General features: G+C 63.3%; 11 protein-coding genes and 2 rRNA genes. 2 read left to right on the forward strand and 11 right to left on the reverse strand.

All coding sequences use genetic code 11. The features are described from left to right. Nucleotides 1-48: 48 nt before the first annotated feature. Genes BLT68_RS00570 through BLT68_RS00580 form a run of 3 tightly spaced genes read right to left on the reverse strand, consistent with a single transcriptional unit; the run spans nt 49 to nt 1,886 of the window. The gene (locus BLT68_RS00570) at nt 49-336 is read right to left on the reverse strand and encodes a YlxR family protein (RefSeq protein WP_321171063.1); all 288 of its coding nucleotides are present in this window, start codon (nt 334-336) and stop codon (nt 49-51) included. Nucleotides 337-380: 44 nt separating this feature from the next. Next, nucleotides 381-1,409 carry a transcription termination factor NusA gene (gene nusA, locus BLT68_RS00575; protein WP_050694548.1) on the reverse strand — a complete coding sequence of 343 codons (1,029 nt, stop codon included), beginning with the start codon at nt 1,407-1,409 and terminating at the stop codon, nt 381-383. Nucleotides 1,410-1,415: 6 nt separating this feature from the next. Beyond that, nucleotides 1,416-1,886, reverse strand: coding sequence for a ribosome maturation factor RimP (locus tag BLT68_RS00580; protein ID WP_050694547.1), 471 nt, complete (start codon nt 1,884-1,886; stop codon nt 1,416-1,418). 72 nt (nt 1,887-1,958) lie between these two features. Here BLT68_RS00580 and BLT68_RS00585 point away from each other — a divergent pair, with 72 nt between their 5' ends. Beyond that, nucleotides 1,959-2,963, forward strand: coding sequence for a hypothetical protein (locus tag BLT68_RS00585; protein WP_074632419.1), 1,005 nt, complete (start codon nt 1,959-1,961; stop codon nt 2,961-2,963). A gap of 188 nt (nt 2,964-3,151) precedes the next feature. On the opposite strand, the gene BLT68_RS00590 is transcribed toward BLT68_RS00585, so the two are convergent. The 4 genes from BLT68_RS00590 to BLT68_RS00605 all read right to left on the reverse strand — a co-directional run bounded on the left by BLT68_RS00590 (nt 3,152) and on the right by BLT68_RS00605 (nt 8,894). Beyond that, nucleotides 3,152-5,278: a sialidase family protein gene (locus BLT68_RS00590; RefSeq protein WP_074632421.1), complete on the reverse strand. Its 2,127-nt coding sequence runs from the start codon at nt 5,276-5,278 to the stop codon at nt 3,152-3,154. A 309-nt stretch (nt 5,279-5,587) separates the two neighbouring features. Then, complete coding sequence (gene ilvC, locus BLT68_RS00595; protein WP_074632423.1) at nt 5,588-6,613, reverse strand: ketol-acid reductoisomerase; 1,026 nt, start codon at nt 6,611-6,613, stop codon at nt 5,588-5,590. A 2-nt stretch (nt 6,614-6,615) separates the two neighbouring features. Next, nucleotides 6,616-7,128: an acetolactate synthase small subunit gene (gene ilvN / locus BLT68_RS00600; protein WP_050694544.1), complete on the reverse strand. Its 513-nt coding sequence runs from the start codon at nt 7,126-7,128 to the stop codon at nt 6,616-6,618. Further along, complete coding sequence (locus tag BLT68_RS00605) at nt 7,128-8,894, reverse strand: acetolactate synthase large subunit (protein ID WP_074632424.1); 1,767 nt, start codon at nt 8,892-8,894, stop codon at nt 7,128-7,130. The genes ilvN and BLT68_RS00605 overlap by 1 nt, the downstream gene beginning before the upstream one ends. A gap of 335 nt (nt 8,895-9,229) precedes the next feature. Here BLT68_RS00605 and BLT68_RS00610 point away from each other — a divergent pair, with 335 nt between their 5' ends. Next, on the forward strand, nt 9,230-10,822 hold the full coding sequence (locus BLT68_RS00610; RefSeq protein WP_050694542.1) for an aspartate:alanine exchanger family transporter: 1,593 nt from the start codon (nt 9,230-9,232) through the stop codon (nt 10,820-10,822). Between the two features lie 468 nt (nt 10,823-11,290). Here the strand turns inward: BLT68_RS00610 and BLT68_RS09195 are convergent, their stop codons facing one another. The 4 genes from BLT68_RS09195 to BLT68_RS00625 all read right to left on the reverse strand — a co-directional run. Then, a complete protein-coding gene (locus BLT68_RS09195; RefSeq protein WP_165603232.1) occupies nt 11,291-11,446 on the reverse strand; it encodes a hypothetical protein in 156 nt (51 codons plus the stop codon). Further along, nucleotides 11,443-12,738, reverse strand: a complete 1,296-nt coding sequence (locus BLT68_RS00615) for a threonine/serine exporter family protein (RefSeq protein ID WP_050695725.1) — start codon at nt 12,736-12,738, stop codon at nt 11,443-11,445. Before BLT68_RS00615 ends, BLT68_RS09195 begins: the two co-directional genes overlap by 4 nt. A 483-nt stretch (nt 12,739-13,221) precedes the next feature. Continuing rightward, nucleotides 13,222-13,338, reverse strand: a 5S ribosomal RNA gene (gene rrf / locus BLT68_RS00620). A 190-nt stretch (nt 13,339-13,528) separates the two neighbouring features. After that, nucleotides 13,529-14,611: ribosomal RNA gene (locus BLT68_RS00625) — 23S ribosomal RNA — on the reverse strand; the annotation flags it as partial.

Below are 14,611 nucleotides of genomic sequence, written 5' to 3' on the forward strand. Positions count from 1 at the left end.
CAGCTTCCAACCCGCTTCCATTTTCTCGGCGTTGATGGCACACGGCCATCACTGGGTGGTGATCAACTCCTCCACGGCTTCCCACACGTTTTCCGAAACGTCCGCCGTTCGGAAGGCGCGTGCGAGGGCACGCCTGACCCGAGCGCGCTGAACGCACCCCGCATCGGGATGGATCCACGCCCCTCGGCCCGGAAGAGCCGCCGCCCGGTCGACGCGAGTCGAACCGTCCGGCGAGCGTACGATCCGCAACATGTCGGATCGCTGCGCTTTGGCGCCGCATCCAATGCAGGTGCGCTGGGGCCCACGAGTAGGCACCGGCAGCACGGGATACGACACAATCCCCTAGCTTAGTCCAGCTGGGGGATTGCTCGTCTGAGATTCTATGAGCGACTTGTCACGTCATCGGGAGCGGAGACCCTCGATGCGGTCGCGTCGTCACCGGTTTCTGTGTCGGCATGAATGTCGATGTGGTAGTTCGTCAAGCGCGCGGCCAGACGCGCGTTCTGACCTTCCTTACCGATGGCGAGGGAGAGCTGGAAATCCGGGACGATCGCCGTCGCGGTGCGGTTGTCGACGGAGTGGACGACAACGCGGGTGACGCGCGCCGGGGACAGCGAGTTCGCGACGAAGCGCGCCGGGTCTTCGGAGTAGTCGACGATGTCAATCTTCTCGCCGCCCAGCTCAGCCATGACGGAGCGCACGCGCGCCCCCATCGGACCGATGCAGGCGCCCTTGGCGTTGATACCGTCGCGGGTGGCCGCAACCGCGATCTTGGTGCGGTGGCCCGCCTCGCGAGCAATCGCCCTAATTTTCACGAGGCCCTGCTGGATTTCGGGGACCTCACGCTGGAAGAGTCCTGCCACGAGGTTCGGGTGCGTGCGGGACAGGGTGACGCGGGGACCGCGCTCGGTGCGTTCGACGCCCACGACGTAGGCGCGGATGCGGTCGCCGTGGCGGTAGGCCTCGCCGGATACCTTTTCACCGTCGGGCAGGATGGCCTCGAAGTCGTCGGAGACCTGGATCATCGTCGGGCGCCCGGGGCGCGAGGCCTGGATGGTGCCGGTGATGACCTGACCTTCACGGCCGGCAAAGTCACCGAAGACGCGCTGGTCGTCTGCGTCGCGCAGACGCTGCATGATGACGGAACGCGCGGTGGACTGCGCGATGCGCCCAAAGTTCTTGGGTGTGTCGTCGAATTCACCGATGGGGTTGCCGTCTTCATCTTCGTCCATCGCCATGACGGTCACGCGGCCGGTCTTTTTATCGATTTCGATGCGAGCCTCAGAGATTGCTCCAGGCAGGTTGTGGTAAGCCTTGAGCAGCGCCTCTTCGATGGCGTCGACCAGGGTCTCGAGGCTGACGCCCTTCTCGTTTTCCACCATCCGCAGAGCGGTCATATCGATTTCCATGGTCTCCTACTTCCCCGTTGCGAAGTCGACGCGGGAGCGCGCCTTCCTCATATCCTGATAGTCAATGGTAGTCGTTGTGCCGTCGACTTCGATCGTTGCGCTGGTCCCGTCGGCATCGACGACGCGGCCGCAAACGTATCCCCCCGCGCGAAGCTTGATGCGAACGAGGCGTCCAATCTGGCGCAGCCAGTGCCCGACCTTGGTGAGTTCGCGCTCGGCTCCGGGGGTGGACACCTCAAGCAAATATTCGCCATCGATCGGGTCAGCCTCATCCAGCGCTTTCGACACGGCACGGGACACGCTCGCCAGGGTGTCCGAGTCGATATCCTCCGCACCGACCGGAGCATCAACGATGACCCGCAGGAGGGGCATCGCGTCGGAGCGTGACCGGCTCACCGAATCCAGTTCCAGTCCCGACTGTGCGGCCACGGGAGCCAGCAGCTCCTCAAGCGGTCCATCTGACGTGGACGATGCCATATGCGCCAATCTTTCTTCTCGCGTACGCGGGTCAGTTACCTATCTTACCCGCGGGTGTGGGATGATGCGGGTGTGCATTTCGCAAATCTGACTTTCGCCACACGTCGCTTCCCCGGCCTCGTCGCTACTGGCGCGGCACTCCTTGCGCTGTCCGCGTGCCACGCCTCGTCCCTGCCGTCCCTGTCCGGCTTCGCGGCCGTGCGAGACCAGGCCGCTCGCACTGAATCAGCCGCGTCCGCCCGCGCGTCCCAGCTGGCGCAGGTCGCCACTGACTGCGCATCCTGCTCGGCGGCTCTTCGGGCGGCCGCGTCCGCATCGGATGAACGCCTACAGGCGCTCGGCGGCCTGTGGGACCCGTGGGGAGGCGCCACCCCCGAAGGAGAATCGGAGCCTGCCGCCGTGTCGGAAGCGCCCACGGAGGTGTCCGCCTACGTCTCGTGGCTGGCCCGAACGGCGACGCGCGACCTGGAAATCGCATCCGACCCGGACCGCGCCTCCATGGAGGAGGCGCGCACCCTCGCGGCGTCCGCACTGGGACGCTACGCGACCGCCGTCATGCTCGGCCAGGCGTACGGCATCGACCTGGATGCGGGGCGGGAACAGGCCACGGCCGTCAACGACCGCATCAACGCGGCATCTCGTCAGGGCGTCCAGACGTGGTCGATTGACCTTTTCGACGCCCCCTCTGTGACGTCAGCCTTCGCCCCTTCGGGCAAGGAGCTGGCGTCCTCCACGGAGCTGTCGAACGCGGTCGCCACGTGGGATTGCACGGCTTCCACGCTCCCGAAGGCCCAGCTACATGCGGGTACGTTGAACGACGCCTACGACGTGTCGGGCCAGCTGCTGGCCCGCGCCGAGACGGCCCTGCGAGCGGGGGCAGCGGACACGCGCACCCCGCGCTGCGAGCTGGAGGCCCTCGACCCGGCATCTCTGGCTTCCAACCTGTTGGCGGCGGATGCCGCCATGCTGGCCTCCGATTCCGCTTCTGTGCGCTCAGCTGGTGCCAGTGCCGCTCTGGCGGATATCGAGCAGTGGGCGTCGCGCACGTCCCTGCCCTCGCTCATCGGTACCCGCTGACGCGCGCCATCACAGCACCATCTCACCTTTAACGCGGGCGGCGTAACCGCTCGTGCCGCGCATGACCCGTTTCCACCTGGCGGCTCTTCGGCCCGCGGGCTTTTTTCGGCCAGACTTAGGGCGCCAAAGGCCGAGGCCGCGGAAACGCGATTGCGTCCCCGCGGCCCCGGCCCGCCGCTTAGGGTGGATCAGATCCACGCACCCGAGGGCGAGAAGCGGTACCAGCGTCCGTCGATCATATGCCAACCGGTGACCATGTGACCGTCAGAGGCGAGGTAGTACCAGGTACCTCCGAGCTGCAGCCAACCGGTGACCATCGCGCCGGAGGCGTCCAGGTAGTACCAGCTACCGTCGACCTGCGCCCAGCCGGTAACCATGACACCCGTGTCGGGGTCCAGGTAGTACCAGGTGCCTGCGTCCAGGAGCCAGCCGCTGACGCGAGCGCCGTAGGCGTTGAAGTAGCTCCACTTGCCGTCCTGCTTGTCCCAGCCGGTGACCATGAAGCCGTTGGCGTCGAAGCGGTAGGTGGCGTTACCAATGGTGAGGGTCTGGGAGGTCGCGAAGGACGAGTCTTCCAGCTGCCACTTCCATCCGTTGCCGGTGTTGACCCAGTGCGGAGGGGTCTTCGAGGGACCGGGATCCTCCGGCGCTGGCCCCTCCCCGGGATCGACGAGGCCCAGGTAGGCGGCGTCGAGGCGCGTAAATTCGATGTTCTTGTAGTCCTCGGACTCGTAGAGGAGACCCCAGGTTCCATCGCTGAGGGCGTGCAGGGTCGAGTAGGCCATCGCGCCCTTCTCGAACACCTTGCCCTCGTTCCAGGTGAAGCCGTCATCGTAGGAGATGCGGACTGTTCCGTTCGCGCGTTCTTTGTCGGAATTGGCGTTAGAGAAGAGCAGGACGCGGGCACGCGCGGAACCCTTGGGGGCGTCCGGGTAGGCGCGCGTGATGGAGGCGTTGTTGCGCGGATCCTTCAGGTCCCAGTTGTGGCGGAAGGGACCCCAGGTTTGGCCGCCGTCATAAGAGATCGACTCCAGGCGCTGGCCGGCGTCGCCCTGCGTGCGCGAGTTGAGCAGCAGGCGACCGTCGGACAGCTCGACGACCTTGTTCTCGTCGGCGCTGCCTTCCGTGGCGGCGCCGGGCTTCCACGTGGCACCGTGGTCGTCGGAGTAGACGGAGACGGCCATCAGGGACCTGCTGCCGGATTTGGCGACGGCGTACTGCTGGATGAGTCGACCGGCGTGTGCGCCGTAGCGCAGCTGGATCCCCTCACCGGAGGAGGCGAAGCGCGTGGACCACTCGCTTTCGTGTCCCTGCGTCACCTGGTCGGTGATGGTGCGGGGGTTCTCCCAGGTGAGGCCGTTGTCGTGGGACTCAATCACGTGGGCGTGCAGGATGTTGCGGGCGGCGGGATCGGTGCCCAGCTGGGATTGGAAGAGACCCGCGTCGTAGGACTTGACAGAGAAGAGGAAAATCGTTCCGGTCGAGCGATCAACGACGAAGGACGGGTCGGAGTATCCAACCTTGTTCGCTCCGGGCGTGCCTGCGATAGCCGTATTGATGGGGGTCCAGGACTTTCCGCCATCCTTGGAGATACGGTAGACGATGGAGTTGGCCTGGGGGGCGTCCTGGCAGGTGTCGGGGCGCCCGTCCCACGCGGCGAGGATCCAGCCATTGGGGGCCGTGGTCAGCGCGGGGATGCGGTGGCAACTGAATCCGGCGCTTCCGGGGGAAGCCAGGCGAGCCTTTTCACCGATGGCGTAGTCGCGAGGGGTTTCGAGCGGGTCGGGCTCCGGGGGGCGACTTCCCTCGACAACGGTGATCGGAGCGGCGTTGGCCGTGATGTTCCCGGCGATGACGTCCTTGCCTTCACGGTCGCGGGTGGCCGCCCACGTGGAGGTGGGGGTAAAGGATCCAGCCGCAACGTCCTCGGCGGTCACCGTGTGGCTGGCGCTCGTGCACTGCTTGGTGGTGTGCGCGGGCAGGTTGTGCCACCGGCAGTTGGGGGCGTTGGGCGGCAGCACGCCGGACAAGTTGGACTCCGTCGGGAAGGCGGTGAGCGCGCTGTCGGTTTCGTTGGTGTAGGTGAAAGTGACGGTAATGACGTCACCGGCGTACACCTTGTCGCCGTTGGAGTCGGTGCGGGTGGCGGTGACGGTGATCGGGGCCGAACCTTCTTGGGTTTCCGAGGCCGTGGTGGTGTCTGTGGTAGCGGTGTCGTTGTCGGGGGCGGCCAGCGCGGGAGCGGCCAGGGAGGCGCACAGCAGCACGGCTCCCGAGACTGCCGCGAGGGCTCGCCCATAGTGACGGAGGGTCATCATTGGTCCTTCTATGATGGGTGATCAGTACGCGGTGAGTGGGCCGAAACTCTCTCTCCACAAGATTCATCATACAAATTTAGATGCTCGCTAACCAGTTATACGCACAAAAAGCACCCCACGGCCCTGTTTGCCCCCCATCATTCAATGCGGATGCGGGCGGATCTGGCGCGCCCATCCTCGACGGCGTTTCCCTCACGGCCACTGCACCGCCCTCCCCCGATCCGTCAATTGCGCGGGCGCGAGCAACCCCGGCCTCGTAGATGCTCTTGGACGAGGCCGGGGCTTGGCGTCATTGGTAGAGGACTATCAGCGCGCGGCGCTGCCCTCGGTGTAATCCTCATCCGCGTCAGTCCAGCCGAAAGCCTTGCGCAGCTTCTGGCCGGTCCGCTCGATCAGGTGAGTTTCTTCGTCAGCGCGCAGCGCCTTGAATTCGAGAGCGCCGTTATCCTGGTCGGCGATGAACCTGCGGGCGAATGAACCGTCTTGAATGTCGGACAGGATATCCTTCATGGCCTGTTTCGACGCCTCGCCGATGACGCGCGGGCCGGAAACGTAGTCGCCGTACTCGGCGGTGTCAGAGCAGGACCAACGCTGCTTGGTGATACCGCCCTCGTTGATGAGATCGACGATCTGCTTCATCTCGTGACAAACCTCGAAGTAGGCGATCTCGGGTTGGTAGCCGGCCTCGACCAGAGTCTCGAAGCCCGCCTGGATCAGGTGCGACACGCCGCCACACAACACGGCCTGCTCACCAAAGAGATCGGTCTCGGTCTCTTCGGTGAAGGTGGTCTTGATGACGCCCGCCCGGGTGCCGCCGATCGCCTTCGCGTAGGACAGAACCAGGTCCCATGCCGTGCCGGAGGCATCCACCTCGACGGCGACGACATCCGGGGTGCCCTTACCCTCCACGTAGGTCTCGCGGACCTTGTGGCCCGGCCCCTTGGGGGCCACCATGATGACATCGTGGCCGGCGGGGGCCTCGATGTAGCCATAGCGAATGTTGAAGCCGTGCGCGAACAGCAGGGCCGCGCCCTCCCTCAGGTTGGGGGCAACCTGCTCGGCGTAGACGTAGCGCTGAACCTGGTCGGGCAGCAGGATAGAGACGACGTCGCCCTCGGCCACGGCCTCGGGCACGTCCTTCACTGCCAGGCCGGCGGCCTCTGCCTTGTCCCACGAGGACGAGCCGGGGCGCAGGCCGACGACCACGTCAACTCCGGAATCCTTCAGGTTGAGCGCGTGCGCGTGGCCCTGCGAGCCGTAACCAATAACGGCAACCTTTTTGGACTGGATCAGCGACAGGTCCGCGCCGTCGTCATAGATGATCTTAGCCATTGCTATTTCTCCTTCAGTTGATCCGTGATCGAGCGTGAGCCGCGACCGATCGCCACGGCACCCGATTGGACGAGTTCGGTGACGCCGTAGGGCTCAAGTGCCCGCAGCAGCGCCTCCAGCTTGGACAGCGAACCGATCGACTCGATGACAACCGACTCGGGTTGAACGTCAACGACGTGCGCGCGAAACAGGTCCACGATCTGCAGGACCGAGGTGCGACGGGTTTCGTCCGCCTGAACCTTCATCATGAGCAGGCGCCGTTCGATGGAGTCTCCAGGTTCGAGTTCGACGACCTTGAGGACGTTAATGAGCTTGTTGAGCTGCTTGACCACCTGCTCGATGGGCGCAGAGTCGGCATCCACGATGATGGTCATGCGGGAAAATTCGGGGTGCTCGGTCTCCCCCACTGTCAGCGACTTGATGTTAAAGGTGCGGCGGGCGAAAAGCGCGGCGACACGGGTCAGCACGCCGGGCTTGTTTTCGACCAGCACGGCCAGAGTGTGTCGTTTTGTCATCAGTCTTCTCCTTCCCAGTCGGGCGCCATTCCCTTGGCGTAACGAATCTCATCGTTAGAGACCCCTGCGGCGACCATCGGCCACACCATCGAATCCTTCGAGACGCGAAAGTCAATGAGGACGGGACGATCATTGATGGACATTGCCCATTCGATGGCCTCGTTAACTTCGTCGATAGAGCGAACTGTGCGCGCGGCCATTCCGTAGGCCTGGGCGAGCATTTCGAAGTTGGGGATCTGTTCGCCCTCGCTCGGATTCAACGTCGTGTTCGAGTAGCGCTTCCCGTAGAACAGGGACTGCCACTGACGCACCATGCCCAGCACCGAATTGTTGATGAGGGCGACCTTGATCGGGATATTGTTCACCGTACAGGTGGCCAGCTCCTGGTTGGTCATCTGGAAGGATCCGTCCCCGTCGATCGCCCACACGACCTTGTCGGGGACCCCGACCTGCGCGCCCATGGCCGCGGGGACGCAGTACCCCATCGTGCCGGAGCCGGATGAGGAGATGAAGCTGCGCGGGTTGTCCAGGGTAACGAACTGCGCCGCCCACATCTGGTGCTGTCCCACGCCGGTCACGTAGATGGCGTCGGGGCCCACTGTCTCGGACAGCTTCTTGATGACCTCCTGGGGGGCCATCATCCCGTCCTCGGGCTCGGCCCAGCCGATCGGGTACTTGGTGCGCAGACGGTCGAGGTAGCGCCACCAGCCTGAGATATCGGCCTTCCTGCTCGCCTGGGCCTGGGCGATATGCTCGGAAAGGATCGGCAGGGCGGTCGCGAGATCCGCGACGATCGGGATATCGGCGCGGCGGTTCTTCGAGATTTCTGCGGCATCAATATCGATGTGGATGATCGTCGCGCGGGGAGCGAAAGAATCCAGACGCCCCGTAACGCGGTCGTCGAAACGAGCGCCGAGCGCCACGATCAGATCCGCGCGCTGGAGCGCCCCAACCGCAGCAACCGTGCCGTGCATGCCGGGCATCCCCAGATTGTGGCGGTCGGAGTCGGGGAAGGCCCCGCGCGCGGTCAGCGTCGTCACCACGGGAGCGTTCGTGATCTCCACCAGATCGGCCAGGGCATCCGTCGCTCCCGCGCGCATCACGCCGCCGCCGACATAGAGCACGGGAGCTTGCGCATCGGTGATCGCGCGAGCCGCGGCACGCACCTGCTTCGTGTTTGGTTTGTCCGCGACCCTGTATCCGGGCAGCTCCAATTCCGGGGGCCACGAGAAGTCCATCTGCGCCATCTGGGCGGACTTCGCGATATCGACCAGCACGGGTCCGGGCCGACCCGTCGCAGCCAGGTGAAAGGCCTCGGCCAGGCGCGCGGGGATCTCGGCCGGATCCGTCACCAGGAAGGAGTGCTTAGTGACGGGCATCGACGCGCCGACCACGTCGGCTTCCTGAAAGGCGTCGCTGCCGATCAGGGAGGCGCCTACCTGCCCCGAGATCACGACGATCGGAACGGAATCCATGCACGCATCGCCCAGAGCGGTCAGCACGTTCGTCGCGCCGGGACCAGATGTCACCATTGCGCAACCGATCTTGCCGGTGGCAAGCGCGTATCCCTCTGCGGCGTGGCCCGCGCCCTGCTCGTGGCGAACCAGGATGTGACGAATCACCGTCGAGGCCATCATGGGGTCGTACGTCGGCAAAATTGCACCTCCGGGCATGCCGAATACGTCGGTCACTCCCAGCGCTTCAAGGGTGGCGATGATGGCCTCGGCTCCGGTCATCCGGGTGGTGTTGCTGGTGTCGCTCACCATTCGTCCTCTCAATCGTTGGGACAGTCTCAAAGAAAAAGCCCCGTCATATCCGGGAAAATCCTCGGACGCGGGGAACAGGCGTGCGATCCATCCTCTCGTTACGCGGCAGTCATCGCACGCCCGGGTACGATATCCAGGGCGAAGGTTCCAATCCCGCAAACGCTGAGCATGGGCTTACCGTATCTCTCCCACGACGAGGCGCTCCGGACCATCTCATTGTGCGGAATGCCAGGGGTCCAGCACCGCTCAGGACGACGTACTGAGACACACAGCACGTACAGCTGGTTTAATTGACTTATCCTTCATACCGCAATTCACGACACGGAGACTTCATCGTGGTACAGATCTTTGAGATCTTGAGTCAGCAGCCGGTGCTGTTCCTCTTTCTTCTCATCGGCATCGGAATGGCCTTCGGGCACGTGAAAATCAAGGGCATTAGTCTCGGCGCCGCCGCCGTTCTCTTCTTCGCCATCGTCATGGCCGCCTGGGCACAGTCCTACGGGATCGAGTTACGGGTCACCCCTCAGCTGGGAACGCTCGGCCTGACGCTCTTCACCTTCGCCATCGGCATTAACTCGGGAGCCTCTTTCTTCCACAATCTCAAGAGCGCCATCGGCCCGATCCTGACGATGGTTGCTTTCTACGGCATCGCCGCCACCGCGGGCCTGTACGTCGGTAAGGCCATGGGGATGGACGTGCCTCTCATTGCCGGCACCTTCGCGGGCGCCGTGACGAACACTCCCGCGCTGGCAGCCGCAGGCGAGGCCAGCGGCGATCCCGCCCGCGCGACCGTCGGCTACTCGATCGCCTACCTGTTCGGCGTTATCGGAATGCTCGTCGCTTCGATGGCGGCCCTGCACTACGGTCGCCACGACAAAGATGCCCCCTCTCCGCTCTCAAACCGCACGATCCGCGTTGAGCGCGACGACCATCCTTTCGTCGGCGACATCTACGACAAGCTCGGTGAGAAAGTCTCGTTCTCACGCCTGCGCCGCGGCGAAACCGGTCCTATCACCCGGCCGGCGATGTCGGACACGCTCGATCCGGGTGATCTGGTGACCGTCGTCGGTCCCCGTGAGCTCGTCGCACGCGCCGCCACCGAGCTGGGCCACGCTTCCTCTCACTCGCTCATGCAGGATCGCTCCTACCTGGATTTCCGCCGCATGACGATCTCGAATCCCAAGATCGCTGGTCGAACGGTCGCGTCGTTGGGACTCGCGAAAGGCTTTTCCGCAACCATCTCTCGTGTCCGCCGCGGCGACGTCGACATGATCGCTGAACCGGGTCTGGTCCTGCAGCAAGGTGACCGCGTCCGTGTCGTCGCCCCCACCTCGAAGATGAACGAGATCACGAAGTTCTTCGGCGATTCGACACGAGGCCTGACGGACCTCAACCCCATCGCCCTGGGCCTGGGAATGGCCATCGGCATCGCCATCGGCGAACTTCCGATCCTGACCCCCTCGGGTGAGTACTTTTCGATCGGTTCCGCTGCGGGCACGCTCATTGTCGGGCTTGTTTTTGGCCGCATCGGCCGCATCGGCCCTGTCGCGACCGCTCTGCCCTTCACGACGTGTCAGGTGCTCGCCGAGGTCGGCCTCCTGATCTTCCTCGCGCAGGCTGGCGCCAAGGCCGGCGGCCAGATTCTCGAGGCGTTCACGTCGGGCGACTGGATCCGCATCTTCCTGCTGGGGATTCTCATAACGCTCATCATGGCTGTCGGCCTTTACGTAACCATGCGCTGGGTGTTCAAGATGGGCGGCACGAAGCTCGCCGGTCTGTTGGGTGGCTCGCAGACACAGCCGGCGGTTCTGGCCTTCGCCAACGGGCGCACCAACGCTGATCCGCGCGTTGCACTGGGGTATGCTTTGGTTTATCCGGTCGCGATGGTCGGAAAGATCGTCGTCGCCCAGATTCTGGGCGGCATGTGACAAGCTATGGCGGCGGAGTTGTCTGATACGCTCCGCACGCCCTGCGAACGGGCGGGGACACACCCCCATCCTCCCCCGCCCGTGCGAATGGGGTCGGCCTTCGGGTCGGCCCCATTCGTTTTGTCATGTTGGTGGTTTGCCCCGCTGGTACCGGCAGGGCCATCGTCGAAAGAGCACAGCCACCCGCGTGGGCGGGGTCAACGCGTGTTCTTCGTGGTCCAGCGAAGCCTTACCCACGTGGGGGGTCGGTGCGCCGGGTCTGGCTGGGGCTCGACATTGCTCCAGCACCCCGCGCTCTTTGGCCCGGTGATCCTCGCCACGTCCACCCGAAGCACCGACTCCCCGCTCCCTCCTTGCATTGCGTCAACGAGCGCCAGGCCAGCCATCATGGGTGCCGACGCCCACTGCCCCACAGACAAAACGAGGCCGTGGCCAACTTCCCGGCCACGGCCTCGTCTGCGGGTCCCCCTAGCGCTTGAGGAGCGTACGCAGGACTCGAGCGGCGATGATTCCCCCGAAGATGATCGCGATGTTGCGACCGACGGCTCGGATCTCGTCGCGGTTGATCTCGTACTCAGCCTTGACACTCGGGGGTATCACGGCTACTTGAACCTGGACTCTCATGCGTTTTCCTCCTCGTACTCCCACAGGTTGGGCACGCGTTCCTGCTTCTCCACCAGCCAGTTCTTGTCGGTGAGCATGCGTGACAGCGCCAGTCCCATCCCGATGGCGACGATCGTGAACAGAACCGTGAAGAGGGCGGCCAGCGCCTCGTCGGTCTGAGCATTATTCAGGTAGGTGAGCGCTCGGTAGAGGGGGACTCCGGGAATCATAATGACGACGGCGGGAACGGAGAGGGTCACTCGAGAGAACCGTGTTGACCGAGCGACGAACACCGCCAGCAGGCCGGCAGCCAGCGCGGCCAGACCGACCGCAGCTGGAACGGGAACGTGCAGCTCGAGCGCCAGCGCAATGCGTGAAGTGTTGATGACCGCGCCGATCAAAGCAGCCGCGAAGCACACGCGATGCGGAGAATTAAAGAGCATTGCGAAACCGTAGGCGGCAACGAAGCTCGTGAAAAACCTCAAGAGGTAATGAAGCCACGGCACCAGGGACACGCCATACACCGGCGTCACCGACCAGCCGAAGATCGAGGAGATGGCCCAGACCGCAACGCCGGCGGAGGCTACCAGCATCGCAACGTAAACGAGGCGCCCGATTCCGCCCTGAAAGTCTTGTCGCACGAGGTCGATCAGTCCCGTCACCAGCGGGAAGCCCGGAACGAGGAAGAGCATCGCGGAAATAAACCCGGCCTGGTGGGTGCTCTCGATGCCGAGGAACTGTTGTGCAGGGGCCACGAGGAGAATGTAGATGATGGCTGCCAATGCACCGCACGCCATCCACACACCGAAGTGATTCATGTGGCGCACGAGCATTTGACGGCGCAACGCCTGTCCGAAGAAGGAGGCGACCGCGACCGCGGAACACTCGACCCATCCCCCGCCGTTAAGGAATGCGAAAGCCGCACAGGCCAGGCCCGAGGCGAGAGCGTTTGAGAACCAGTCGTACAGACCGGGAACGCGAGCAATCTTGTCGAGTTCCTCGGAGACGTCCTCGACTCGAACGGATTTTCCATTCAAGGAAGCGACATAGTTGTTAATGCGATCGATCTTATCCGCGTTCACGCCCATGAGCCGCTGCTCCGCGAGCTCAGTACGAAAGGTGCCGTTGGCGTAAGCGGTTGCGATGATCTCAGTGTATGTGACCTGGGCTCGGTGTTCCGAAATACCGACCGCCTTCGCGACGTCCGCCATCGACTTTTTCACGCGATACGCGCTGGCACCAAAGGACAGGAGCATCTGCCCCAACCGTAGAACAACCTGAGACTGATGGGACAAACGATCGTGTGCCGCCACGCGCTGGGCGAGCACCTCGTCGTTTTTGTGGTTGTGTTGTTGGTGTTCACCACGGTTGGGGTTGTTGGGTCCCTGTGTTTGTTGTGCCATGGTGTGTTGTTCCTTTGTTCTTGTGTGTCCCTGTCCCCCCTGTTTTTGGTTTTTGTGTTGTTTTGGTGTTTCTTTTCTTTGTTTTGGGGGGTTCCTCGTTGGTTGGTGTGAGGAGTCAGAAAAGAAGAGAGAGGGTGGGGGTGGTGTTTGTTGTGTGTTTCAGTGAATCTATCGTAGTGGAGGATCCACGACCCCGCGCGCTCGTGCTCTGGGTGTGCGCGTGGTGTGGTTGTGCGCCCGCTGGTGTTGTGTTGTGTGTGCTCTGGGTTCGCTGTGTTGTGTTGTGTGCGCTCTGGGTGCGCGTGTTGGTGTGTGTGGGTATGCGGGTGCCCCCCACCCTGGTCTCCTGGCTGGGAGGGGGGGTGGGGGGCGTGTTGTTTTTGTGTGGTTGTGTTGTGGCGGTGTCCTACTCTCCCACGACCTGTCGATCGCAGTACCATTGGCGTTACCGGGCTTAGCTTCCAGGTTCGGAATGTTGCTGGGCGTTTCCCCGGTGCTATGACCACCACAAACTTTGTGTCCAACCTTACCGATCCCGCACGCCACCAACGCTCGCGCGCGTGCGTGGGTGTGCGTGGGGGGGGTGGGTTGATCGTGGTTTGCATAGTGGTTGCGAACAGTTCGCGTATGTGTGTCCCACACGCGCTCCCGCCCCCCCCTTTTTTTTCTGGTGTTCCAGGTGGGGGTGGGTGTGTGGGGTTTTGTTTAGTGTCGGCCGTAATTAGTACCAGTCGGCTCGCGAGCACCTCGCGGTGCTTCCACCTCTGGCCTATCAACCCGCTAGTCTGGCGGGGGCCTCTCACCCCCCAGGGGGGGCGTGGAAACCTCATCTTAGAGCAGGCTTCCCGCTTAGATGCTTTCAGCGGTTATCCCTTCCGAACGTAGCTAACCAGCCATGCACCTGGCGGTACAACTGGCACACCAGAGGTTCGTCCATCCCGGTCCTCTCGTACTAGGGACGGCCCTCCATCAAGTTTCCTGCGCGCGCAGAGGATAGGGACCGAACTGTCTCACGACGTTCTGAACCCAGCTCGCGTACCGCTTTAATGGGCGAACAGCCCAACCCTTGGGACCAACTCCAGCCCCAGGATGCGACGAGCCGACATCGAGGTGCCAAACCATGCCGTCGATATGGACTCTTGGGCAAGATCAGCCTGTTATCCCCGGGGTACCTTTTATCCGTTGAGCGACCACGCACCCACGTGCCATGGCCGGATCACTAGTTCCTGCTTTCGCACCTGCTCGACCCGTCGGTCTCACAGTCAAGCTCCCTTGTACACTTGCACTCGCCACCTGATGACCAACCAGGCTGAGGGAACCTTTGAGCGCCTCCGTTACTTTTTAGGAGGCAACCGCCCCAGTTAAACTACCCACCAGGCACTGTCCCCAACCCGGATCACGGGCCAAGGTTAAGGTGACCGCTTGAACCAGAATGGTATTTCAACGACGACTCCACCACGGCTGGCGCCATGGTTTCACAGTCTCCCACCTATCCTACACAAGCCCAAGCGAACACCAATACCAAGCTATAGTAAAGGTCCCGGGGTCTTTCCGTCCTTCTGCGCGAAACGAGCATCTTTACTCGTACTGCAATTTCACCGAGTTCACGGTCGAGACAGCGGAGAAGTCGTTACGCCATTCGTGCAGGTCGGAACTTACCCGACAAGGAATTTCGCTACCTTAGGATGGTTATAGTTACCACCGCCGTTTACTGGGGCTTAAATTCACCGCTTCACACCCCGCGGGGGGTGTTAACAGTTCCTCTTAACCTTCCAGCACCGGG

This window comes from Schaalia meyeri (assembly GCF_900105015.1).
In the GTDB taxonomy this organism is placed as follows: Bacteria; Actinomycetota; Actinomycetes; order Actinomycetales; family Actinomycetaceae; genus Pauljensenia; species Pauljensenia meyeri.

What these genes read in the sequence shown, in the direction of transcription:
- ilvN (WP_050694544.1), bottom strand. Translation starts at nt 7,128, where the DNA reads ATGACAAAACGACACACTCTGGCCGTGCTGGTCGAAAACAAGCCCGGC.
- BLT68_RS00605 (WP_074632424.1), bottom strand. Translation starts at nt 8,894, where the DNA reads ATGGTGAGCGACACCAGCAACACCACCCGGATGACCGGAGCCGAGGCC.
- BLT68_RS00580 (WP_050694547.1), bottom strand. Translation starts at nt 1,886, where the DNA reads ATGGCATCGTCCACGTCAGATGGACCGCTTGAGGAGCTGCTGGCTCCC.
- ilvC (WP_074632423.1), bottom strand. Translation starts at nt 6,613, where the DNA reads ATGGCTAAGATCATCTATGACGACGGCGCGGACCTGTCGCTGATCCAG.
- nusA (WP_050694548.1), bottom strand. Translation starts at nt 1,409, where the DNA reads ATGGAAATCGATATGACCGCTCTGCGGATGGTGGAAAACGAGAAGGGC.
- BLT68_RS09195 (WP_165603232.1), bottom strand. Translation starts at nt 11,446, where the DNA reads ATGAGAGTCCAGGTTCAAGTAGCCGTGATACCCCCGAGTGTCAAGGCT.
- BLT68_RS00590 (WP_074632421.1), bottom strand. Translation starts at nt 5,278, where the DNA reads ATGACCCTCCGTCACTATGGGCGAGCCCTCGCGGCAGTCTCGGGAGCC.